At 55.3% G+C, this 17,309-nt stretch carries 13 protein-coding genes and 2 riboswitches; of the genes, 8 read left to right on the top strand and 5 right to left on the bottom strand.

Features of this window, described 5'->3' with window-relative positions; translation table 11 throughout:
- Positions 1-160: 160 nt before the first annotated feature.
- Positions 161-745, top strand: a complete 585-nt coding sequence (locus HMPREF2804_RS09165; protein ID WP_048752315.1) for a GNAT family N-acetyltransferase — start codon at positions 161-163, stop codon at positions 743-745.
- Positions 746-863: 118 nt separating this feature from the next.
- On the opposite strand, the gene HMPREF2804_RS09160 is transcribed toward HMPREF2804_RS09165, so the two are convergent.
- The 3 genes from HMPREF2804_RS09160 to HMPREF2804_RS09150 all read right to left on the bottom strand — a co-directional run bounded on the left by HMPREF2804_RS09160 (position 864) and on the right by HMPREF2804_RS09150 (position 3,685).
- Complete coding sequence (locus HMPREF2804_RS09160) at positions 864-2,201, bottom strand: glycosyltransferase 87 family protein (protein ID WP_070628055.1); 1,338 nt, start codon at positions 2,199-2,201, stop codon at positions 864-866.
- Between the two features lie 184 nt (positions 2,202-2,385).
- A complete protein-coding gene (locus tag HMPREF2804_RS09155; protein ID WP_048754596.1) occupies positions 2,386-2,703 on the bottom strand; it encodes an acylphosphatase in 318 nt (105 codons plus the stop codon).
- A gap of 289 nt (positions 2,704-2,992) precedes the next feature.
- The gene (locus HMPREF2804_RS09150) at positions 2,993-3,685 is read right to left on the bottom strand and encodes an SDR family oxidoreductase (RefSeq protein ID WP_070536588.1); all 693 of its coding nucleotides are present in this window, start codon (positions 3,683-3,685) and stop codon (positions 2,993-2,995) included.
- 237 nt (positions 3,686-3,922) lie between these two features.
- On the opposite strand from HMPREF2804_RS09150, the gene HMPREF2804_RS09145 reads away from it, so the two are divergent.
- A complete protein-coding gene (locus tag HMPREF2804_RS09145; protein WP_070628053.1) occupies positions 3,923-5,668 on the top strand; it encodes an MFS transporter in 1,746 nt (581 codons plus the stop codon).
- Positions 5,669-5,844: 176 nt separating this feature from the next.
- Here HMPREF2804_RS09145 and HMPREF2804_RS09140 read toward each other — a convergent pair whose 3' ends face one another.
- Positions 5,845-7,989, bottom strand: coding sequence for an AMP-binding protein (locus tag HMPREF2804_RS09140; protein ID WP_048754712.1), 2,145 nt, complete (start codon positions 7,987-7,989; stop codon positions 5,845-5,847).
- A gap of 5 nt (positions 7,990-7,994) precedes the next feature.
- Positions 7,995-8,111: riboswitch (SAM riboswitch) on the bottom strand.
- Between the two features lie 284 nt (positions 8,112-8,395).
- Positions 8,396-9,499, bottom strand: a complete 1,104-nt coding sequence (locus HMPREF2804_RS09135; RefSeq protein WP_048754593.1) for a hypothetical protein — start codon at positions 9,497-9,499, stop codon at positions 8,396-8,398.
- A gap of 329 nt (positions 9,500-9,828) precedes the next feature.
- Here HMPREF2804_RS09135 and HMPREF2804_RS09130 point away from each other — a divergent pair, with 329 nt between their 5' ends.
- The 6 genes from HMPREF2804_RS09130 to HMPREF2804_RS09105 all read left to right on the top strand — a co-directional run bounded on the left by HMPREF2804_RS09130 (position 9,829) and on the right by HMPREF2804_RS09105 (position 17,133).
- Entirely contained in the window at positions 9,829-10,920 is a 1,092-nt protein-coding gene (locus tag HMPREF2804_RS09130) for a C4-dicarboxylate ABC transporter substrate-binding protein (protein WP_048754592.1), read from the top strand.
- 324 nt (positions 10,921-11,244) lie between these two features.
- Positions 11,245-12,438 (top strand): C4-dicarboxylate ABC transporter substrate-binding protein, encoded by a 1,194-nt coding sequence (locus HMPREF2804_RS09125; RefSeq protein ID WP_070628051.1) that lies wholly within the window; start codon positions 11,245-11,247, stop codon positions 12,436-12,438.
- A 334-nt stretch (positions 12,439-12,772) separates the two neighbouring features.
- Positions 12,773-13,990, top strand: coding sequence for a zinc-dependent metalloprotease family protein (locus HMPREF2804_RS09120; protein WP_070628047.1), 1,218 nt, complete (start codon positions 12,773-12,775; stop codon positions 13,988-13,990).
- Positions 13,991-14,217: 227 nt separating this feature from the next.
- Positions 14,218-14,327, top strand: a riboswitch (SAM riboswitch).
- Positions 14,328-14,431: 104 nt separating this feature from the next.
- Positions 14,432-15,859, top strand: a complete 1,428-nt coding sequence (locus HMPREF2804_RS09115; protein ID WP_048752326.1) for an LLM class flavin-dependent oxidoreductase — start codon at positions 14,432-14,434, stop codon at positions 15,857-15,859.
- A 138-nt stretch (positions 15,860-15,997) separates the two neighbouring features.
- Positions 15,998-16,435 (top strand): YchJ family protein, encoded by a 438-nt coding sequence (locus HMPREF2804_RS09110; RefSeq protein ID WP_239664714.1) that lies wholly within the window; start codon positions 15,998-16,000, stop codon positions 16,433-16,435.
- Positions 16,436-16,455: 20 nt separating this feature from the next.
- Positions 16,456-17,133 (top strand): hypothetical protein, encoded by a 678-nt coding sequence (locus tag HMPREF2804_RS09105; protein ID WP_070628045.1) that lies wholly within the window; start codon positions 16,456-16,458, stop codon positions 17,131-17,133.
- Positions 17,134-17,309 lie beyond the last annotated feature (176 nt).

The following is a 17,309-nucleotide window of genomic DNA, read 5'->3' as shown; positions in this document are numbered from 1 at the left end:
CCTCACAAGAGGAATCCTATCCATTTTAATATGAGTAATTCATAATAATCAACCATCCGTCGCTATGTTACAAGTGTTTTGAGTCACACAATATGGCGATTGGGGAATTGCAGGCACAGCACGCCTCACAAAACAGCGCAGAAACTGGTAATGTCATGTCATGAGAATTCCGGAACTCATCACCGAAAAATTTACCCTCAGGTCACTGCGCGAATCCGACCTTGACGAGCTGGTTCATATCTGCACCGACCCCGAAACCGTGCGATGGACCACCATCCCCCTGAACTACACGCGCGACGATGCGCGAACCTTCCTCAACTTCACCCAGCGCGCCGCAGCAGCCGGGCGTGAACTCACCTGGGCCATTGACTACAGCGGGGTGCTCGCAGGGGTTGTTACCCTGCGCCTGCCCGGAGGCTCCGCAAATGCGCCCGGAACACACGCAGACTTAGGGTTTTATACGGCTCCCCAGATGCGCGGGCGAGGCATCATGACAGATGCGGTACGCACAGTCCTCGGCTTTGGCTTTGACCCGCTCGGGTTTGCCCTAGACACCATCGGATGGACGGCGTTGGCGGGGAACACGGCATCCGAACGGGTGGCGGTGAAGGCCGGATTCACGAATATTATCAACGGGATTAGCACCAGCGCGGCCCGTCCCGACAAGTACGGCAACCGGGTGGCTGTCGCCGTGCGGCAGGCGATGATGACACGTGCCCAATTCGCCGAGATCTGGCGTGATTAAGGCATTTAGTGTGTGTATCCTGGCTTCTCGCTTTTTCGCCGCTATCACTGCGTAAAAAGGCTCTTGATGTAAATAAAGCGTTGGAAATCCCGCTTTATTCGCATCAGGAGCCTTCTGATTACTGCATATTTTCGGCAGGGCGGCATAGGAGCACCGCCCACAGCACAACCAACACCACGAGCGCCAACGCCGGAATTGAGGTCACAAACATAACCGGCTGCTCATCCGCCGCCCGCAGGAGCAGGGTATGCGCATCCACCCCTGGATACCTGCCGGTAAACGGGTAAAAATCGACACGCCGCCAGAAGCGCACCACGAGCTTTCCCCAGTCCAGAAGCGTATTAATCAGCATGAGGGAACTCAGCGCATAGCAGGTATAACACAGGATGCGCCCCGCACGAGAACGCCACCGTGCCGCCGGCGGCAAGAAATCGACCGCCGCGCACACCATAAAAATCGGCAGAATCACGGCGTGATGGAACCAGCTGATCGGCGAGATAAACACCGGCACAAGAACCGCCAAAGAGACCTGCGACAGATAGAGGTTGTGCTGCTCCATCTTCCACAGGGCGTGCCCCGCCACCGCAATGAGCGCGATTGCCGTGATCCCGTACAGAGCCTTCAGCACGGTACCATCCTGAAAGGTCATGCGCCCTAAAATACCCTGAATCGCCACGCTATTGCTCGATATTGGGTTGCCCACGCGTGAAGGATCCCAGATGACGCTGCCCCAATAGGTGAGAGACTGCTGCGGGAGCACAGCAAATCCTGCTGCAATGGTTCCCGCAAACGAAACTCCCAGTGCAATAATGGATTTCCACTCTTTACGCACTAGAAAAAGAATTCCTATGGCGAGCGGAGTAAGTTTAATGCCCGCAGCAATACCGATAAAAACGCCGCGCGGAATCCTGGTACCCGGCCGTAGAAGATCGTAGAGAATAAGCGCCAACAGATACGGATTTATTTGACCGTACAAGAAATTATTGCGCCACGGTGCCGACAGCAAGATAAGTGCGGCACACAAAACAATAAAGGAAAAAGGCGAAAGATATTTCTCAAAAAGCAGCCGAGAATTGCGCTTTACCAGATAGTCACGCAGAACCTTGGCGCAATAGAAGGCAATGGGCACGAAAAATACCAGATGAAGGCCAATTGCCACCCGCAAGGGCAAGAACGATGCGGGAATAAAGAGGATCGAGGCAAACGGCGGGTACGTAAACGCAAGCCACAGGCCGTCATCACCGAAAATATATCTAAAGTTTTCTGCCCGCACAGTTTCACGAAGAATGTCGAGATCATAGAGGCTGCTGGGATAGTCAAGAAACCAGTTAACGCTTTTACCCCCGGCATAATAGACCAGATAATCATATGCCAAAAATTCGCGCAGGTTATAAACAATAACTCCGGCTAAGAAAAGAATGCAGGCACCGGTTATGCCCCAGCGATAGCGTGTCATCAAAGACCTTCATGAAATACGTGAATGATATGAGTGCGTAAACTATTATTCCACGTTACCGAGCATTTGGGGCATACTGCGAAGCGCATTGGGAGCATAAAAAGGCTCTTTATGTGAATAAAGCGTCCAAAACGCCTCTTTATTCACATAAAGAGCCTTTTTAGCATGGCAGCAGGAGAGTGCGCTACCGGGTCCCGAACCCCTTGAATGTGCCTTGCGGTTCGGTGAAAGACGCATCCACAAAATCCACATGCCCGGCGGTATCGCCCGAATTAAGGGTCTCCAGCAGGCGCTCGCAAGATGCGCGGCTTCCCTGCGCGATCACCTTCACCCGACCGTCATCCATGTTCTCGGCGTATCCGCTCAATCCCAGCGGCTTGGCGGCCCCGGCACACCACCATCGAAACCCCACACCCTGAACCCTGCCTTGAACGTAGGCGGTGAGCTGCGCCTCGGCGGGCTCTTCCGGGGTTTTGTCGGCGAAGAGATCGAAGAATCCCACGGGAACCTCCCTGCAGTTGCTCTAAAAATACCTGGTACTTTAGGATACCGAGCGATGCAGCACCAACGGAATAGCCGCCCCGGAACTCATCGCGAGATAACACCCGCACGCTGCCGGACTAAACCTGACATGACAAGAGCGCGACCGCGCGCAGACACGGGGACAAGTACCAAACATCCCGCACTCCGGCGTGCGAACCAACCTTGCGCGAGAGAAAAACGCGCCCCGAACCCGTGAAGAGGCTCGGGGCGCATCCGCACTCAGCCGGGGCGGGTGCATCCGGCAAACCCTAGCGCAGCTGTGAGCTTGACGGTGCCTGAGCGAGAGCCTGCCGAATCTCGGTATCGCCGCCGGTGAAAGGAATGCTCTTGCCGATCGTGCTGGAATCATCGACCACCTCAGTGAGCACCCGCGCCACGGTGGCACGCGGGGTATGAGAGCTCAAATCCGAGTGGTACACCGGATCGACCCCCACGGTAATACCGCCCTCATCCTCAGTCGTGAGCGTGCCGGGGCCTAGAATCGTGTACTCCAACCGGGTGCCGCGAAGATGCTGGTCAGCCTCCGCCTTAGACTCCGCATACGCGAAGAATGGGTTATCTGCGGGTACCCCGTGCTCGGTTCCGGCCCCCAAATACGAGACCATGATGTACCGTCGAATGCCCGCCTGCTGTGCCGCCTCCATAGAACGAATTGCGGCGTCACGGTCAATCGCATAGGTGCGTTCGGGACCACCTACACCGCCCGCACCCGCGGACCACACCAGCACGTCTGTATGTAAATCCTTGAAGAGCTTCGCCATCTCCTCAGTGCTTAGGGTGGTAATATCGGCAACCACCGGGTTAGCGCCGGTCGCCATAATATCTGCCGACTGATCTTCACTACGAATAATAGCGTTCACCGTATGTCCGCGTTCACGAAGCATCGGTTCTACCAGAAGAGCAACCTTGCCGTGCCCGCCAATGATCGTAACGTTAGCCATCGTATCCTCCCTGTGTGTTGAAAAATACTTGTATATCCAGGATAGGCTTGCTGTGCCGCAATGTCTATGGTCTTTCTGTGCTTCCTGAGAACAACAGATACCCGCGTTCCCTGTGCTGATGCGCTCAGACAGCACCGCATGATGAGAATTCTCGTGCGGGGCTCAAGCCGGCGTTATGATGAAGTGCTAGGTTTTTATTGCCCGGCGGTACCGCCGAGAAGACAAGGCAGGGGATTTATGGCAGAGCCAGCCGCATCAAAGACGCACCGCAGCGTACCATCAATGGAGCAAACCGCCGAGAAGCCGTGGGTTGCCATGTGGTCACTCGTGATCGGGTTCTTTATGATCCTGCTCGATACCACTATCGTCACCGTGGCGCTGCCCCATATGCAGCATGAGCTCAACGCCTCGCTCTCCGCCGTGATCTGGGTGACCAGCGCCTACCTGCTCGCCTATGCGGTGCCGCTGCTGATTACCGGTCGCCTGGGCGATAGGTTCGGGCAGAAGCAGATGTACCTGCTCGGTATGGTGGTCTTTACCCTCTCTTCGCTGTGGTGCGGGCTCTCGACCAATGTGGAGATGCTGATCGTTGCGCGCGTGGTGCAGGGGATAGGCGCCTCAATTATGACCCCGCAAACCATGTCCATTATTACGCTCATGTTCCCGCCGCATAAGCGCGGGGTGGCAATGAGCGTGTGGGGTGCGGCGGCCGGTATCGCATCGCTCGTGGGCCCTATCGCTGGCGGTCTGCTCGTGGATGGTCCAGGCTGGACGTGGATCTTCTTCATCAATATCCCTATCGGCGTGATCGGCACCTATCTGGCGGTTCGGAATATCCCGCATTTTCCCTCTAAACAGCACAACTTCGACTGGGTGGGCGTGGCTCTCTCCGCTATCGGCCTGTTCCTGATGGTCTTCGGTATTCAGGAGGGATCCACCTACGACTGGGGTACTATCACCGAGTCGCTGTGGGGAACCGGAATCTCGGTGAGTGTATGGGGCATGATTATTGCGGGCATCATCGTGTTCACCCTCTTTATCGTGTGGCAGGCCGTTAACCGCAAAGAACCGTTGGTACCGCTGGGACTGTTCAAAGACCGCAACTTCTCGGTATCGAATATTGCTATCGCCGCAATGGGTGCACACACCCTCACAATGGCATTCCCCACCACCATCTATTTCCAGCAGGTGCGCGGTATGAGCCCCACCCAGGCAGCACTCATGACCGCCCCGCTCGCCCTGTTCTCAGGTGCGCTCTCTCCGGTCATTGGCAAGCGTTTAGGCACGTCAAACCCCAAATGGTATGCGGTCTCGGGATTTGCTCTATTGGTAGTCGGGTTTGTCGTTCTGCGCGCTCTGATGACGGCGGATCAATCCCTCGCGCTTCTGCTCATACCCTTTGCGATCTTGGGTATCGGCAACTCTATGATTTGGGGTCCGCTGGCGGTGACCGCAACCCGTAACCTGCCGCCTCGTTTAGCCGGTGCCGGGTCGGGCGTGTATAACGAAACTCGTCAGGTTGCCGGTGTGCTCGGTTCTGCGGGTATTGCCACACTCATGGGCGGTCTGATTGCCGACCAGATTGCGCAGACCATGCAGCGGATGCGTCCCTCGGGCGCAGGCGGAAGCGCCATGAACGCCCCCGCCGTCGGCGGTGAAGGCGTATCCGGCGGTCAGGTTCCCGACTTCCTGCGTGAACCTATCGCCACCGCGATGAACGATTCGCTGATGCTGGCACTGGTTCTGGCAGTCGTGGGCATGGTCGCGTGTCTCTTCTTCGCCAAGCCGGTGGATAAGGGTGCGTGGGCATCCGGGCAGAATGCCGCTGAGCCACAAACGGAAGTTGACTCGGCATGGGACGGCTCACACTCTTCCGGTACCGATCCTGATGCGGAGGTGACCGTCTCCACCGAGGCACGCCCCGCAGACGAGACGCAACTGATTTCTTCGGAAAAGGACGCGAAAAATCCTTCTAAGCCATAATTCCTTTTGAGGAATATACTATTTGATTAGTATATATAGCCAATGCGGCATATAACCTGTTAGTTATATGCCGCACTGTAGTTTTAAGGATATTGGGAGCTATTTTCCTACAATGTTCGCGCTCGCAGAGAACCTTTCTAGCAGATTCGGCGCGATGCCGCTGCCGAGCGTAACCCCTATGCCGCCTGATCCTCGGTGAACGCATCTGGGTCTACTCGCCCGGTGTCTACGAGCACCTGTGCGATAGCGCCGAGCGCCTCCTCATTCTGAAGCGAAGAAATATCGCCCAGCTTATGCCCCTGGTAGAGCTCGCCCAGCAGGCGGCGGGTAATCTTCCCCGAGCGAGTCTTAGGAATATCGGCGACCGCGACCACATCCTTGGGCTTAGCGATAGGACCAATATGCTCGCGCACATGCTGAGTGAGTACAGCCTTCAGCTCGTCTTCGGTGAGTGCCCGGCCTTCGTCGGTGAGCGTCACATAGGCGACTGCCTGGTGACCGGTTAGCTCATCCTCCACGGGGCACACACCAGCCTCCACCACGGCCGGGTGCGTCACGAGCGCAGACTCAATTTCGATGGTTGAGAGGCGGTGCCCGGAAATGTTGATCACATCGTCGATGCGCCCCAGGATGTACACATTGCCTTCATCATCGACCTTCGCGCCGTCACCGGCGAGGAACCAGCCGCGCGTACCGTAGTGCTTCCAATAGGAATTTAGGTAGCGTTGCGGGTCGCCCCAGACAGTGCGTGCCATGGAGGGGCCGATCTTATCGACCACAATGAAGCCCTGCTTGCCGGGCTCAACGAAGTCACCGTGCTCGTCCACCACGCGCACCGAGACGCCCGGGACTTCGCGGGTGGCGCATCCGGGAAGGGGAGTGCAGTGCGGGGTGCCTTCGGGGAAGGTCCCTTCGGGCGCGAAGGCGGGGTCATGTGGTCGCGGGGAGCAGATGGTCGATCCGGTCTCGGACTGCCACCATGTATCGATAAACGATGCGGTGCCCCCGCCCACGTGCTTGCGCAGCCACTTCCACGCCTGAGGGTTAATGGATTCGCCCACAGACCCGAGCAGACGCACGGATGAGAAGTCGTATTTTCCGGGTTCGGGGCCATCAGGAAAAGCCCCCATAAGGGAACGAATCAGGGTGGGCGCGGTGTAATAGTTGGTGACGCCATAGCGCTCGATAACCTCGAAATGGCGACCGTAATGCGGAGTATTGGGGGTACCCTCGAAAATAACCTCGGTCACCCCGTTCACAAGCGGACCATAGATTTCGTAGGTGTGCGCGGTCACCCACGCGAGATCGGCGGTACACCAGTGCACAGTCGATTCAACTTTCGCCGGGTCGTTCACGGCAGACAGCTCATCGGGGCGCAGCACCCCGTCTTCATCCACATAGTCCGGCAGCAGATCGTACAGCAGCGCGTGGGTGTATGCGGTCTGCACCAAATACCCCGCCATCGTGTGCACTAGGCCCTTGGGTTTGCCCGTGGTGCCGGAGGTATAGATGATAAACAGCGGGTCTTCGGCATCGTGCAGCTCGTACTCATGGGTATCGGGCTGATCGTCCACCAAATCGTGGTACCAAATATCGCGCCCGGTCGTCCAGGGAACCTGCGCGTGCGCCACGGGGTCTGCGGCGCTTGTACGGTCCACCACGATCACGTGCTCGATTTTGTTCTCACCCGAGCATGCTTCATCGGCGTTCACCTTCACAGGCACGACCTTGCCGCGGCGGTTCTGCCCGTCGGTGGTGATCAGAACCTTCGCGCCGGTGTCTTCCACCCGGAATTTCAGCGCCTCCGCCGAGAACCCACCGAACACGAGCGAGTGAATTGCGCCGATGCGCGCGCACGCAAGCGTGAAGATAATGGTTTCGGGAATAACCGGCAGGTAGATTACTACACGGTCGCCTTTACGCACGCCGAGTTTGAGCAGGCCGTTGGCGGCGCGGGCGATGCGTCGCTGTAGTTCGGCGTAGGTGATAGCTTCACGGTCGCCGGGTTCGCCCTCGAAATAGAGGGCTACTTTGTCGCCGCGGCCCGCCTCCACATGGCGGTCCACGCAGTTGTAGGCGACGTTGAGTTTGCCGCCTTCAAACCATTTAATCTCGGGTACGGAGTATTCTTCGATGCCCTCAGCGTCGGTTCCGATAACCTGCGGTTTCTGGAAGGTGTGTGCGTTGTCCCAAGTCTTGCCCCAGCTTAGGCGTTCGGCTTGTTTTTCCCAGAACGCTACCCGCGCCTCGTCAGATTCGTGCGCGGGGTTGGGGGTGGGTGCTAGAGGATTCGTGAATGAAAAAGGGGAGGGAAGTCCCACAGTATCTCCCATCGGTTGCTGGCGTTAGCACCTTCGGCGTTATGAAGGCGCATGATGCGCCACCGCAGGCGAGGTTGCTGCGACGTCGTCGAGCCAGGTCTCTCGGTCGCTCTAGATGGATTACCAATCTAGTAAACCCTGTAGCTGGCGCAGGTGCAAAGACACCCCGTCATATTGCGCGTGTATGCGCCACGTTCGTAACATTCCGCAATATTGTGCCCTCCGTCCACACCACACCCTATACCGCGAGCAGGTAGGATTTTGTCGACAAGGTAGGATTTTCCTACCTGCTCGGGTCAAAAACCACCTGCTCGCGAACAGTGCAAGAAAAACACTCCCACCGGGATGCGCCTCGTCAAGAGGATTTATCCGGTGGGAGTGCCGTTTACTCACCCAAAATTACCGATTAGTTCTGTTTTTGTGCGTTGGTTGAGCCTTTCGAGGCTCCGTTAGGGTTTTTCTGCCCGGATAACCAGTCGTTAGGATCGATCTGAATGTCGTTACGGACGGTGAAGTCGCTCTCTTGATCCTTGTTTTTCTGGTCACCCGTTGATCCCGTCGAGTTGGACTTTGACTTGTCGCTGGGGGTGCTGGGAGTGCTCGGATCTGGATTCTCAGGTTCGCCAACATGATCGATGGATGCCACAGCCTGCTGACCGGTCAGGTCAATATCGCTCTTGGGGGCACCATTCTCAGGTTCGTAGCGCAGAGTGCCGCTGAGGATCGTCAAGGTGGTGGTCACACCGTAGCGTTCGAGATAGAAATCTTCAAAATGTGTACCGAACTGGCTGGCCAAGATCTGGTTGTAGACCTGAGTTCCGCCGCCATTGTGGCTGGAAGCTACAACATCCTGCTCAAGCTTGATATCAACGTAACCTATCAGCTCATTACCGTTAGAGGTCATCTCGCTGAAGGTACCGTACATAGCACCACCGTTGAAGGCGACGAGCTTAGGGTTATCGCCGTTTTCTGGCGTGGGATTGATGACGAGGGAAACCGCAAAATCGTCAGTATTTTTATTCCAGCCCGGAGGTTCTGCCCCGTCGATCTCGGCCCAGTCGGGGAAAACGAAACGGTGCTCCAAGCGCAGGCGCGCACCGGCGAGTAGGGTAGTGGTGCCCGAGTAGTATGTCTGCTTGCCGTCTTTAGTGGTTGCCTTGGGTGCTGAGAACCAGAAACCAGCGCCACCCCATTTTGCATTGCCGATGCTGCCGCCGGGGGTAAACTTACCGCCGCCAGCTGAGTAGAGACCACTGGAACCTGCCGGAACATTGGCCTGCTCGTTCGCAACTGGGCCGCTAAATGAATCTAGCCCCAGGAAACTGTTAGTGTCTAGTTCCTGGTGGGTGACGAACGCCTGGGTAAAAATACCGTAGTCAGGGCGTGTGTCATCATACGAAGCCGCATAAGCCGGAACTACAGCGGAAGAAACAATAATTGGGGTTGTCCATGCGGCGCCCGCCAGAACACGACGGCGCGTTAGACCTCCCCGCGTAGATGCGTGGGTCACAATGACTCCTATGAGTGGTTGGGTGAATAAGTGGCGCTCGGATTACACGCCAGTAATAATTTTACGGGATATACCCCAGAAATCCTAAACAATATAAGATAAACATGAAATCTTTACGATAAAACGCTCACTCACCCGGATCTGAGCATCCTCAAATTATGCGGAAGATATTCTGTATTCCGCGCTCATTTCGGGCCTATTGTCGCGTGTATGTTCCGGCGAGTCTCTGTGTTTCACCGCCGCATGGGCGCATCATTCTGGGCTTGCGGGCTGCCGATATGAAGATTTCGTATTCACTCAACATATACATATCTAAAGGACTCACTCTCATGAAGATGCGTCGCACGGCGCACATGACGCTGGCGGTTGCCAGCCTGGTGCTGCTGAATATCCTGCCCACCTCCGCTGCCTCGGTTCCCGCCTATGACACTGATGGCGATGGTATTCCCGATTCTTGGGAGATGTACGGTTACGATGCCGATGGTGACGGCGCTATTGACGTCGATTATCCCGCGATGGGTGCGAACCCTAACCATAAGGACGTATTCGTCGAGATGGATTACATGCCCGGTGAGCTCGGCAGCGAAGAAGATTTGGACCGAATCGTGCAATCCTTCGCCACACTTAATATCAGTAATCCTGATCGAAAACCGGGCATTAACCTGCACCTAGACGCTGGGTCCGCCCGAAGCGCTAAGTACAATCTGGGCGGCGGTAATGAGGTGCCGCATCAGGGACTGCGGAATATGGGCGATTGGGCACGTATTAAGGCCCGTCATTTCAACCCTGCCCGCGAGGGCATTTTCCATTACATGATCTGGGGTGATTACCACGGACATAACAGCTCATCGGGCTTGGGGTACAAGAACAAAGCCGGGTTTATCGTGACCGTCGGGAAAACCTACTGGGGTGGCGCCAGCAGCGATATTCGCGTGGGCACTTTCCTACACGAGCTTGGGCATAATTTGGGTCTTGATCACGGCGGCAATGATAGTGAGAACGGCAAACCCCATTACTTCAGTGTGATGAACTACGATTACCAGCTCACTGGTGTTCCTAAGAAAGACGGAACGTTCTATTTTGGGTACTCCCAGACGGACGCGCTAAGCCTTGATGAGTCGGCGCTCAGTGAGCGGCGCGGGTTCGGCTTCAAAGCTCGCGGATACCTCTATGAGGGCAAACCTGCAGATCGAAACATAGACTTTAATCACAACGGTAAGATTGATGATGTGCCCGTCGCCAAAGACCTCAACAACAACGGATACGAGAGCGTTCTGAGTGCACCCAGCGATCTGAAAACGATGCGGTTCCCGGCCCAAGCCGTCAGTCACGGACGTGAGATAATCCCTGAACCTCCACCAGAGATTGAGATTAATCTCATAACGGCTGATGATGCACGAGAGCAAGGTCTTATTCGCTAGCCTTGTATGCTGCCAGCGTGCGGGAGCGGGTTATGTTGCCAGAAACCTTTACTTGTTCCTGTGATATGGTCCGCTCCCAAAACTTGTTTTATGTCACAGATTTATAAAATTTTACGGTGCTAGGATGCAGGTGAAATCTTATCTATCGGTTATTCATATACAACCGTTCATATACCACTCTCTTGCTCAAACGGCACCACAATGCCACTAATGCGCATCGTCGCATGTGGGAATCTGCCACACCATAGGTTCCCTACCATGAATACCGCTCACTCATAGAAAGATTTCCTCTCGCTCAACACAACGACACAAGGAATATCTCTCATGAAACTACGTACTATAGCGCGCCTGATGCTGGCATTCGTCAGCCTGGTGTTTCTTGTCCCACTGAATTCTCTGCCCGCCTCGGCAGACACGTTGCCAGTCGCCCCTGGTAACCCGGGTGTCGCCCCGAAGGTGACTTCACCTGATACTGACGGTGATGGGCTTTCCGACAGCGTGGAAATCAACGGATACGATGCTGATGGTGATGGTAGACCTGAAGTCGATTACAAGAAAATGGATGCAAATCCCTACCACAAAGATGTATTCGTTGAGATGGACTATATGCCTGGCGAGCTTGCCAGTGAGGAAGAACTGGATCGCATCGTGCAGTCTTTCGCTGACTTGAATGTTACTAACCCTGACGGCAGGGCAGGCGTTAATCTTCACCTAGATGCAGGTTCTGCCCGGAGTGCCAAGTATAACTTGGGAGGCGGCAACCAGGTTCCGCACCAAATGCTCACCAACAATATGAAGTCTTCTGGGGAATGGGCAAATATCAGGGCTCGTAATTTTGATTCTGCCCGCTACAACAGCGGTTTCGACTACATGATCTGGGGCGATTACTATGTGGATAATAAAACCGGAAATCGAAACTCATCAGGAGTAGGGCTTCTAGGCTCTCCCGGTTTCATGGTGACCGTTGGGAAAACCTATTGGGGAGGAGCCAACAGCGATATTCGCGTGGGCACTTTTATCCACGAGCTGGGGCACAACCTCAACCTGAAGCACGGTGGTACTGACGATTTCAACGGCAAGCCTCAGTACTACAGCGTGATGAATTACAACTATCAGCTCACTGGCATTCCCAAGGCGGACGGAACCCGATACTTCGGATACCTGCAGCAGGATATGCCAACCCTTAACGAATGGGCACTGAACGAGCGCGACGGCTTTGGCCCCCAAGCGGGCGAATACCTGTATACGCACAAAGATAAAAATGGGAAAGACGTTACTCAGCCCGCAAATCAACCCATCGATTTCAACCGGAACGGCGTTATTGATAATTCTCCGGTCTCGGTAGATCTCAATGGCGATGGGATACTAAAGGAGCTAACTGCTCTCAGTGATCTGAAGAAGCTCAACTTTGATATGACGCCTACTCAGGCTGGAGCTGGCGGTCCTGTGGCTCAGCCTGAAGCGGAAGAAAACCCGGTCACTGCGGATGACGCCCGCAACCTGGGCCTTATTCCCTAAATCATTCGGCGTTCTTCCCAAAACGGGGGGCGAAGAGGTGTAGCTGCTGAGGGATGTTATTCCGAGCGTGCGAGGACATACATAACGTTCTGAAGCTGGCGAGGCAACGAGCCAGATGAAACACGCCCTCGCTGCACCTCTTCGTTCCCGGGCTTTACCCCGCACAACCGTTCATATACTACTCTCTTGCTCAGACGGCATCGTGATGCCATCTAAAATGCACTCGCATCCGAGAACCCGCAACATCGCAGGTTCTCGCCGATGACTATCGCTCACTTCACTCTCTATGTAAGATTCCCTCTCACTCAACACATGACACTAAGGAATATCTCTCATGAAATTACGTACTATAGTGCGCCTGATGCTGGCATTCGTCAGCCTGGTGCTTGTTGTTCCTCTGAATTCTCTGCCCGTTTCTGCGGTGGAAGCGAAGCCCGCTCAGCCTGCACCCGCGCAGAACCAGAATATAGATCTCGTTCAGAGCCCCAACTCGGGTGATCGCGACGGCGATCATATTCCCGACGAGCTGGAAAGAGACGGGTACGATATCAACAACGATGGCATACCAGAGATCGATTTCCCTAAGATGGGCGCGGATCCCAACCATAAAGACATTTTTGTCGAGATGGATTATATGCCCGGTGAGCTTGCCAGTGAGGAAGAGCTGGATCGAATCGTGCAATCTTTCGCGGATATAAATATCAGCAATCCCGACGGCAGAACGGGTATTAATCTGCACTTGGATGCCGGTGCCGCCCGGGGACCTAAGTACAACTTGGGAGGAGGCGAACAGGTCAAGTGGCAAGTGCTCAGCGACGATATAGGTAACAACGCTGGGAACTGGGCCAGGTTTAAAGCTTCTCATTTTAATCAGCGTCGTGATGGACTCTTTCATTATATGGTTTGGGGCGACTACTACGTGCAACAACAAAATGGGGAGAGCGGCTCATCAGGATTGGGACAATTGGGAGGTCGTGATTTCATGGTGACTGTGGGGAAGACACACTGGAATAACAATAAAGGTAATATGAGCGATATTCGCGTGGGTACTTTTATTCACGAGCTGGGGCATAACCTCGGCCTGCAGCACGGTGGTGATGCCGATGAGAAAGGCGAAAAAGGTAAACCACAGTACTTCAGCGTTATGAATTACAACTATCAGCTTACCGGTGTGCCCAAGGCGGATGGAACCAAATATTTCGGATACCTGCAGCAAGATATGCCGACCCTTAAAGAATGGGCCTTGGACGAACGCAAAGGCTTTGGTCCCCAAGCGCGTGGGTACATGTATCGGCCCAATTCAGAGGCCGTACTGAGACCAGCAGATGGACCTGTCGATCTCAACGGTAATGGCGAAATCGACCATGGAATCTATGCTCTTGATCTTAACCGTGACGGAATGAAAGGCTGGCTGACGGCACCAAGCGACCTGAAAAAATTGAGCTTTGGAGCTGTGTTTGGACGAGGTGCTGACGAGACTATCCCTGAGCCCAAGGTGGAAATAAACCCCATCACTGCGGATGACGCCCGCGAATTGGATCTCATTTCCTGAATAATTTGACGCTTTTCCTAAAATGGGAGCGAAGAATGGCAGCGGGAGCGTTAAACACGCTCCCGCTGCAAATTATTGCTCCCGAATTTTGCCGTCGCATTCGAAAGAACACTGCTGTCCGCCGGGCGACGTACGCGGCCCTTAATATTACGGGCGACAGTCACAAACATTAATATTCGTCATAATATCGCACCAACCACGACACCCCTTATACACTCAAAATCAAGGATTATGAGTCCCGGTGTAAAGCTCTGGCTAGCCGGGCGGCAACCCTCTCCCGTAGCGGGGTGCTCCAGATGATGATCTGGCTTCAAGGGACACGAAGCAAGTACGGCGCGAATGCGCCACCTGCACGACTTGGAACACCAAGAAGGTCACCACCTATAAGGAGGCGGCGCGCGGGGTGCAGGAACACCCTAACATTCGCGAAAGGATACGTAGATGGCTGAGCAGAAGAAGCGCATCGCAGTTAACGCATTCGACATGACCTGTGTGGGTCACCAGAGCTTCGACCTCTGGCGCCACCCCCGCTCCCGCGCTACCGAGTACAACACCATCAAATACTGGACTGACCTGGCACAGATCCTTGAGAAGGGCCTCTTCGACGGCGTATTCCTAGCCGATGTTGTGGGCATCTACGATATTTACAAGAACTCCGCTGCGCCAGCTATCGAAGGCGGCGCGCAGGTGCCCGTGAACGATCCGTTCATGCAGATTTCCGCAATGGCCGCCGTAACCGAGCACTTGGGCTTCGGCGTGACCTCAGCCGTCACCTACGAGCAGCCTTACACGCTTGCCCGCAAGTACGCTTCTCTCGACCACCTCACTAACGGACGTGTGGGCTTTAACGTGGTGACCTCATACCTGCCTTCCGCCGCCGAATGTCAGGGCCTCGAAACCCAGATTGAGCACGACACCCGATACGAACTCGCCGAAGAGTTCCTGGATGTCTGCTACAAGCTCTGGGAAGGCTCCTGGGAAGACGGCGCGGTCGTCAAAGACCGCGAGAAGGGTATCTACGCCGACCCCGCCAAGGTGCACCCGATTCAGCACAAGGGCAAGTACTTCAGCGTGCCTGGTGCGGGTCTGACCGAGCCCAGCCCCCAGCGTACCCCCGTGATTTTCCAGGCGGGCGCATCCAGCCGCGGGCAGAAGTTCTCGGGCAAGCATGCCGAAGTTGTGTTTATCGGTGCGCTGCGCCCCGATTTGACCCGCATTATTACCGACCGTATCCGTGACCGCGCCGAAGAGAACGGCCGCGGCCGCGACGAAATCAAGGTTTTCGCGATGCTCTCCATCATTGTGGACGAAACCGAAGAGAAGGCGAAGGCAAAGTACGAAGAGTACCGCAAGTACGTGAACCTGGAATCTTCGCAGGCCATTATCGGCGGCTGGTCCGGTGTGGATCTTTCCCAGTTCGACGAGGACGAGGTACTCAACTATGTGAAAACCGAGTCGATTCAGTCCTTCCTCACCCCCTTCACCCTGCAGGCCAAGGATAAGCAGTGGACGCGTAAGGATATTGCCGAGCACTGCACTATCGGCGGTATGGGCGAGGTTATTGTGGGCGACCCGCAGCAGGTGGCTGACGAGCTCGAACGCTGGATTGATGAAGGCGGACTGGACGGTATTAACCTGGCATACCACGTTTCACCCGGCTCCTTCGAGGACTTCATCGAGTTCGTGGTTCCCGAGCTGCAAAAGCGTGGACGCTACCGCACCTCCTACGAAGGTGAGACCCTGCGCGAAAGCCTGTTCGGCAAGGGACAGACTAAGGTTGCAGACTCCCACCCGGCCGCGAAGTACCGCGGCGCATACGTGGGTAAGCCCTCCACAGCAGACACCCCGGCACGCGCTATCGCCAACTAAACCCGCTGCTCCTGCACGCTTGGTTGTAAAATCTCCCCTCCTGGGATGATAAAAAGAGCCTTTATTTGAATAAAGCATTAAAAATGCCGCTTTATTCGAATAAAGGCTCTTTTTTTACGCACGTTTAAAATGGGGTGCATGAGCGAAACAACCCTGTATGATCCTCAAACCCGCTGCCCCTGCACAAGCGGCGAGGTATACGGTGCCTGCTGCGGGCGGTACCTGGGCGAGTTTGCCGCATCCGGAACCTTGGGCGCGCCCACGCCGCTGGCTCTGATGCGCTCGCGATTTACCGCTTTCGCCCTGCACGATGCGCCCTACCTGCTGGCAAGCTGGCACCCACATACGCGCCCCGCCGAGTTAACGTTGGATGAAACGTTGCGCTGGTACCGGCTGGATATTCTGGGCTCTTCGGGCGGTCCCTTCGATGCGGCGGGCACGGTCGAGTTCGTGGCGTACTACCGCTCAGTTCCCGGCACGCCCGCCGAAGAACGCGTGAAAGGTACCATGCACGAAAAATCCCGCTTCGAGAAAGTACACGGCACCTGGTACTACCTAGACGGCGAGGTCAGCTAAGTTCCTCCCGACCGGGCAGCATGGCAGAAATATTCCTCTTATGGTATGTTTTTGCCATGATGTCAGTCGCGGAATATGCCCAGCACGCCGGGGTGAGCCCCCGAAGCGTGCGTGCACGCCTTGAACGAGGATCTTTGAGTGGACAAAAAATCGCCGGGCGGTGGATGGTTTCAGATAACCCGCACGAGCATCACTCCGCACATGGGCGCAAAATCTCGATGTCATCTTTCAATCAACTTGCCGCCTATCTTGACGGTAACAGTGCATCCCTTACCCCCGATGCACGCCGCCGTGCCAAAGAACGTGTACATAACCTCTCCGAACGTGGGGTAGAAGCTCTTAGGCAGTATGCAGTGCGTGCAGATGCGAAACTTCAATTCTATGCTGTGCCTTCTGCTGACCTGCATGACTTGATGGACGAACGAACATTAGCGCTTACGGGTGTCAGCCACGAATATTCGGAAATTTACGGGGCTACCGTAGAAGCATATGTGACTCCCCACAATCTCGAATCCCTGAAATTTATCTACGCACTGCGTGAAGTTCCGGCACAGGATGCCAACGTTATTCTTCGCGCAGTCAAAGAGTTGCCTAAGATTCGCCCCTTGCACGTTGCGGTTGACCTCCTAGTTTCCAAAGACCCGAGAAGCGAGCGGGAAGCGGAACGTCTGGTGAAAGGACTCATAAGCCGTGCCTGATCAGAAAACGGTGAAAATCCCAGCCCAGGGCGCAGAGCTTTAGCGGAACCCGGTATTGGCCGTCCTCGTGAGCGTGAGATGGCTCAGAATATTGTGAGCTTCCTCGATGAAAGTCTCAAAAACTAGACCTGCGTTTGCTATGTTTATCTAGTTTTCTGAGAAGACTCCACCCTTTA

It is taken from the genome of Rothia sp. HMSC065G12, assembly GCF_001811455.1.
Classification (GTDB): domain Bacteria; phylum Actinomycetota; class Actinomycetes; order Actinomycetales; family Micrococcaceae; genus Rothia; species Rothia dentocariosa.
The sequence above is the reverse complement of the archived record's forward strand: the minus strand, read 5'-3'. Positions and strand labels throughout refer to the sequence as shown.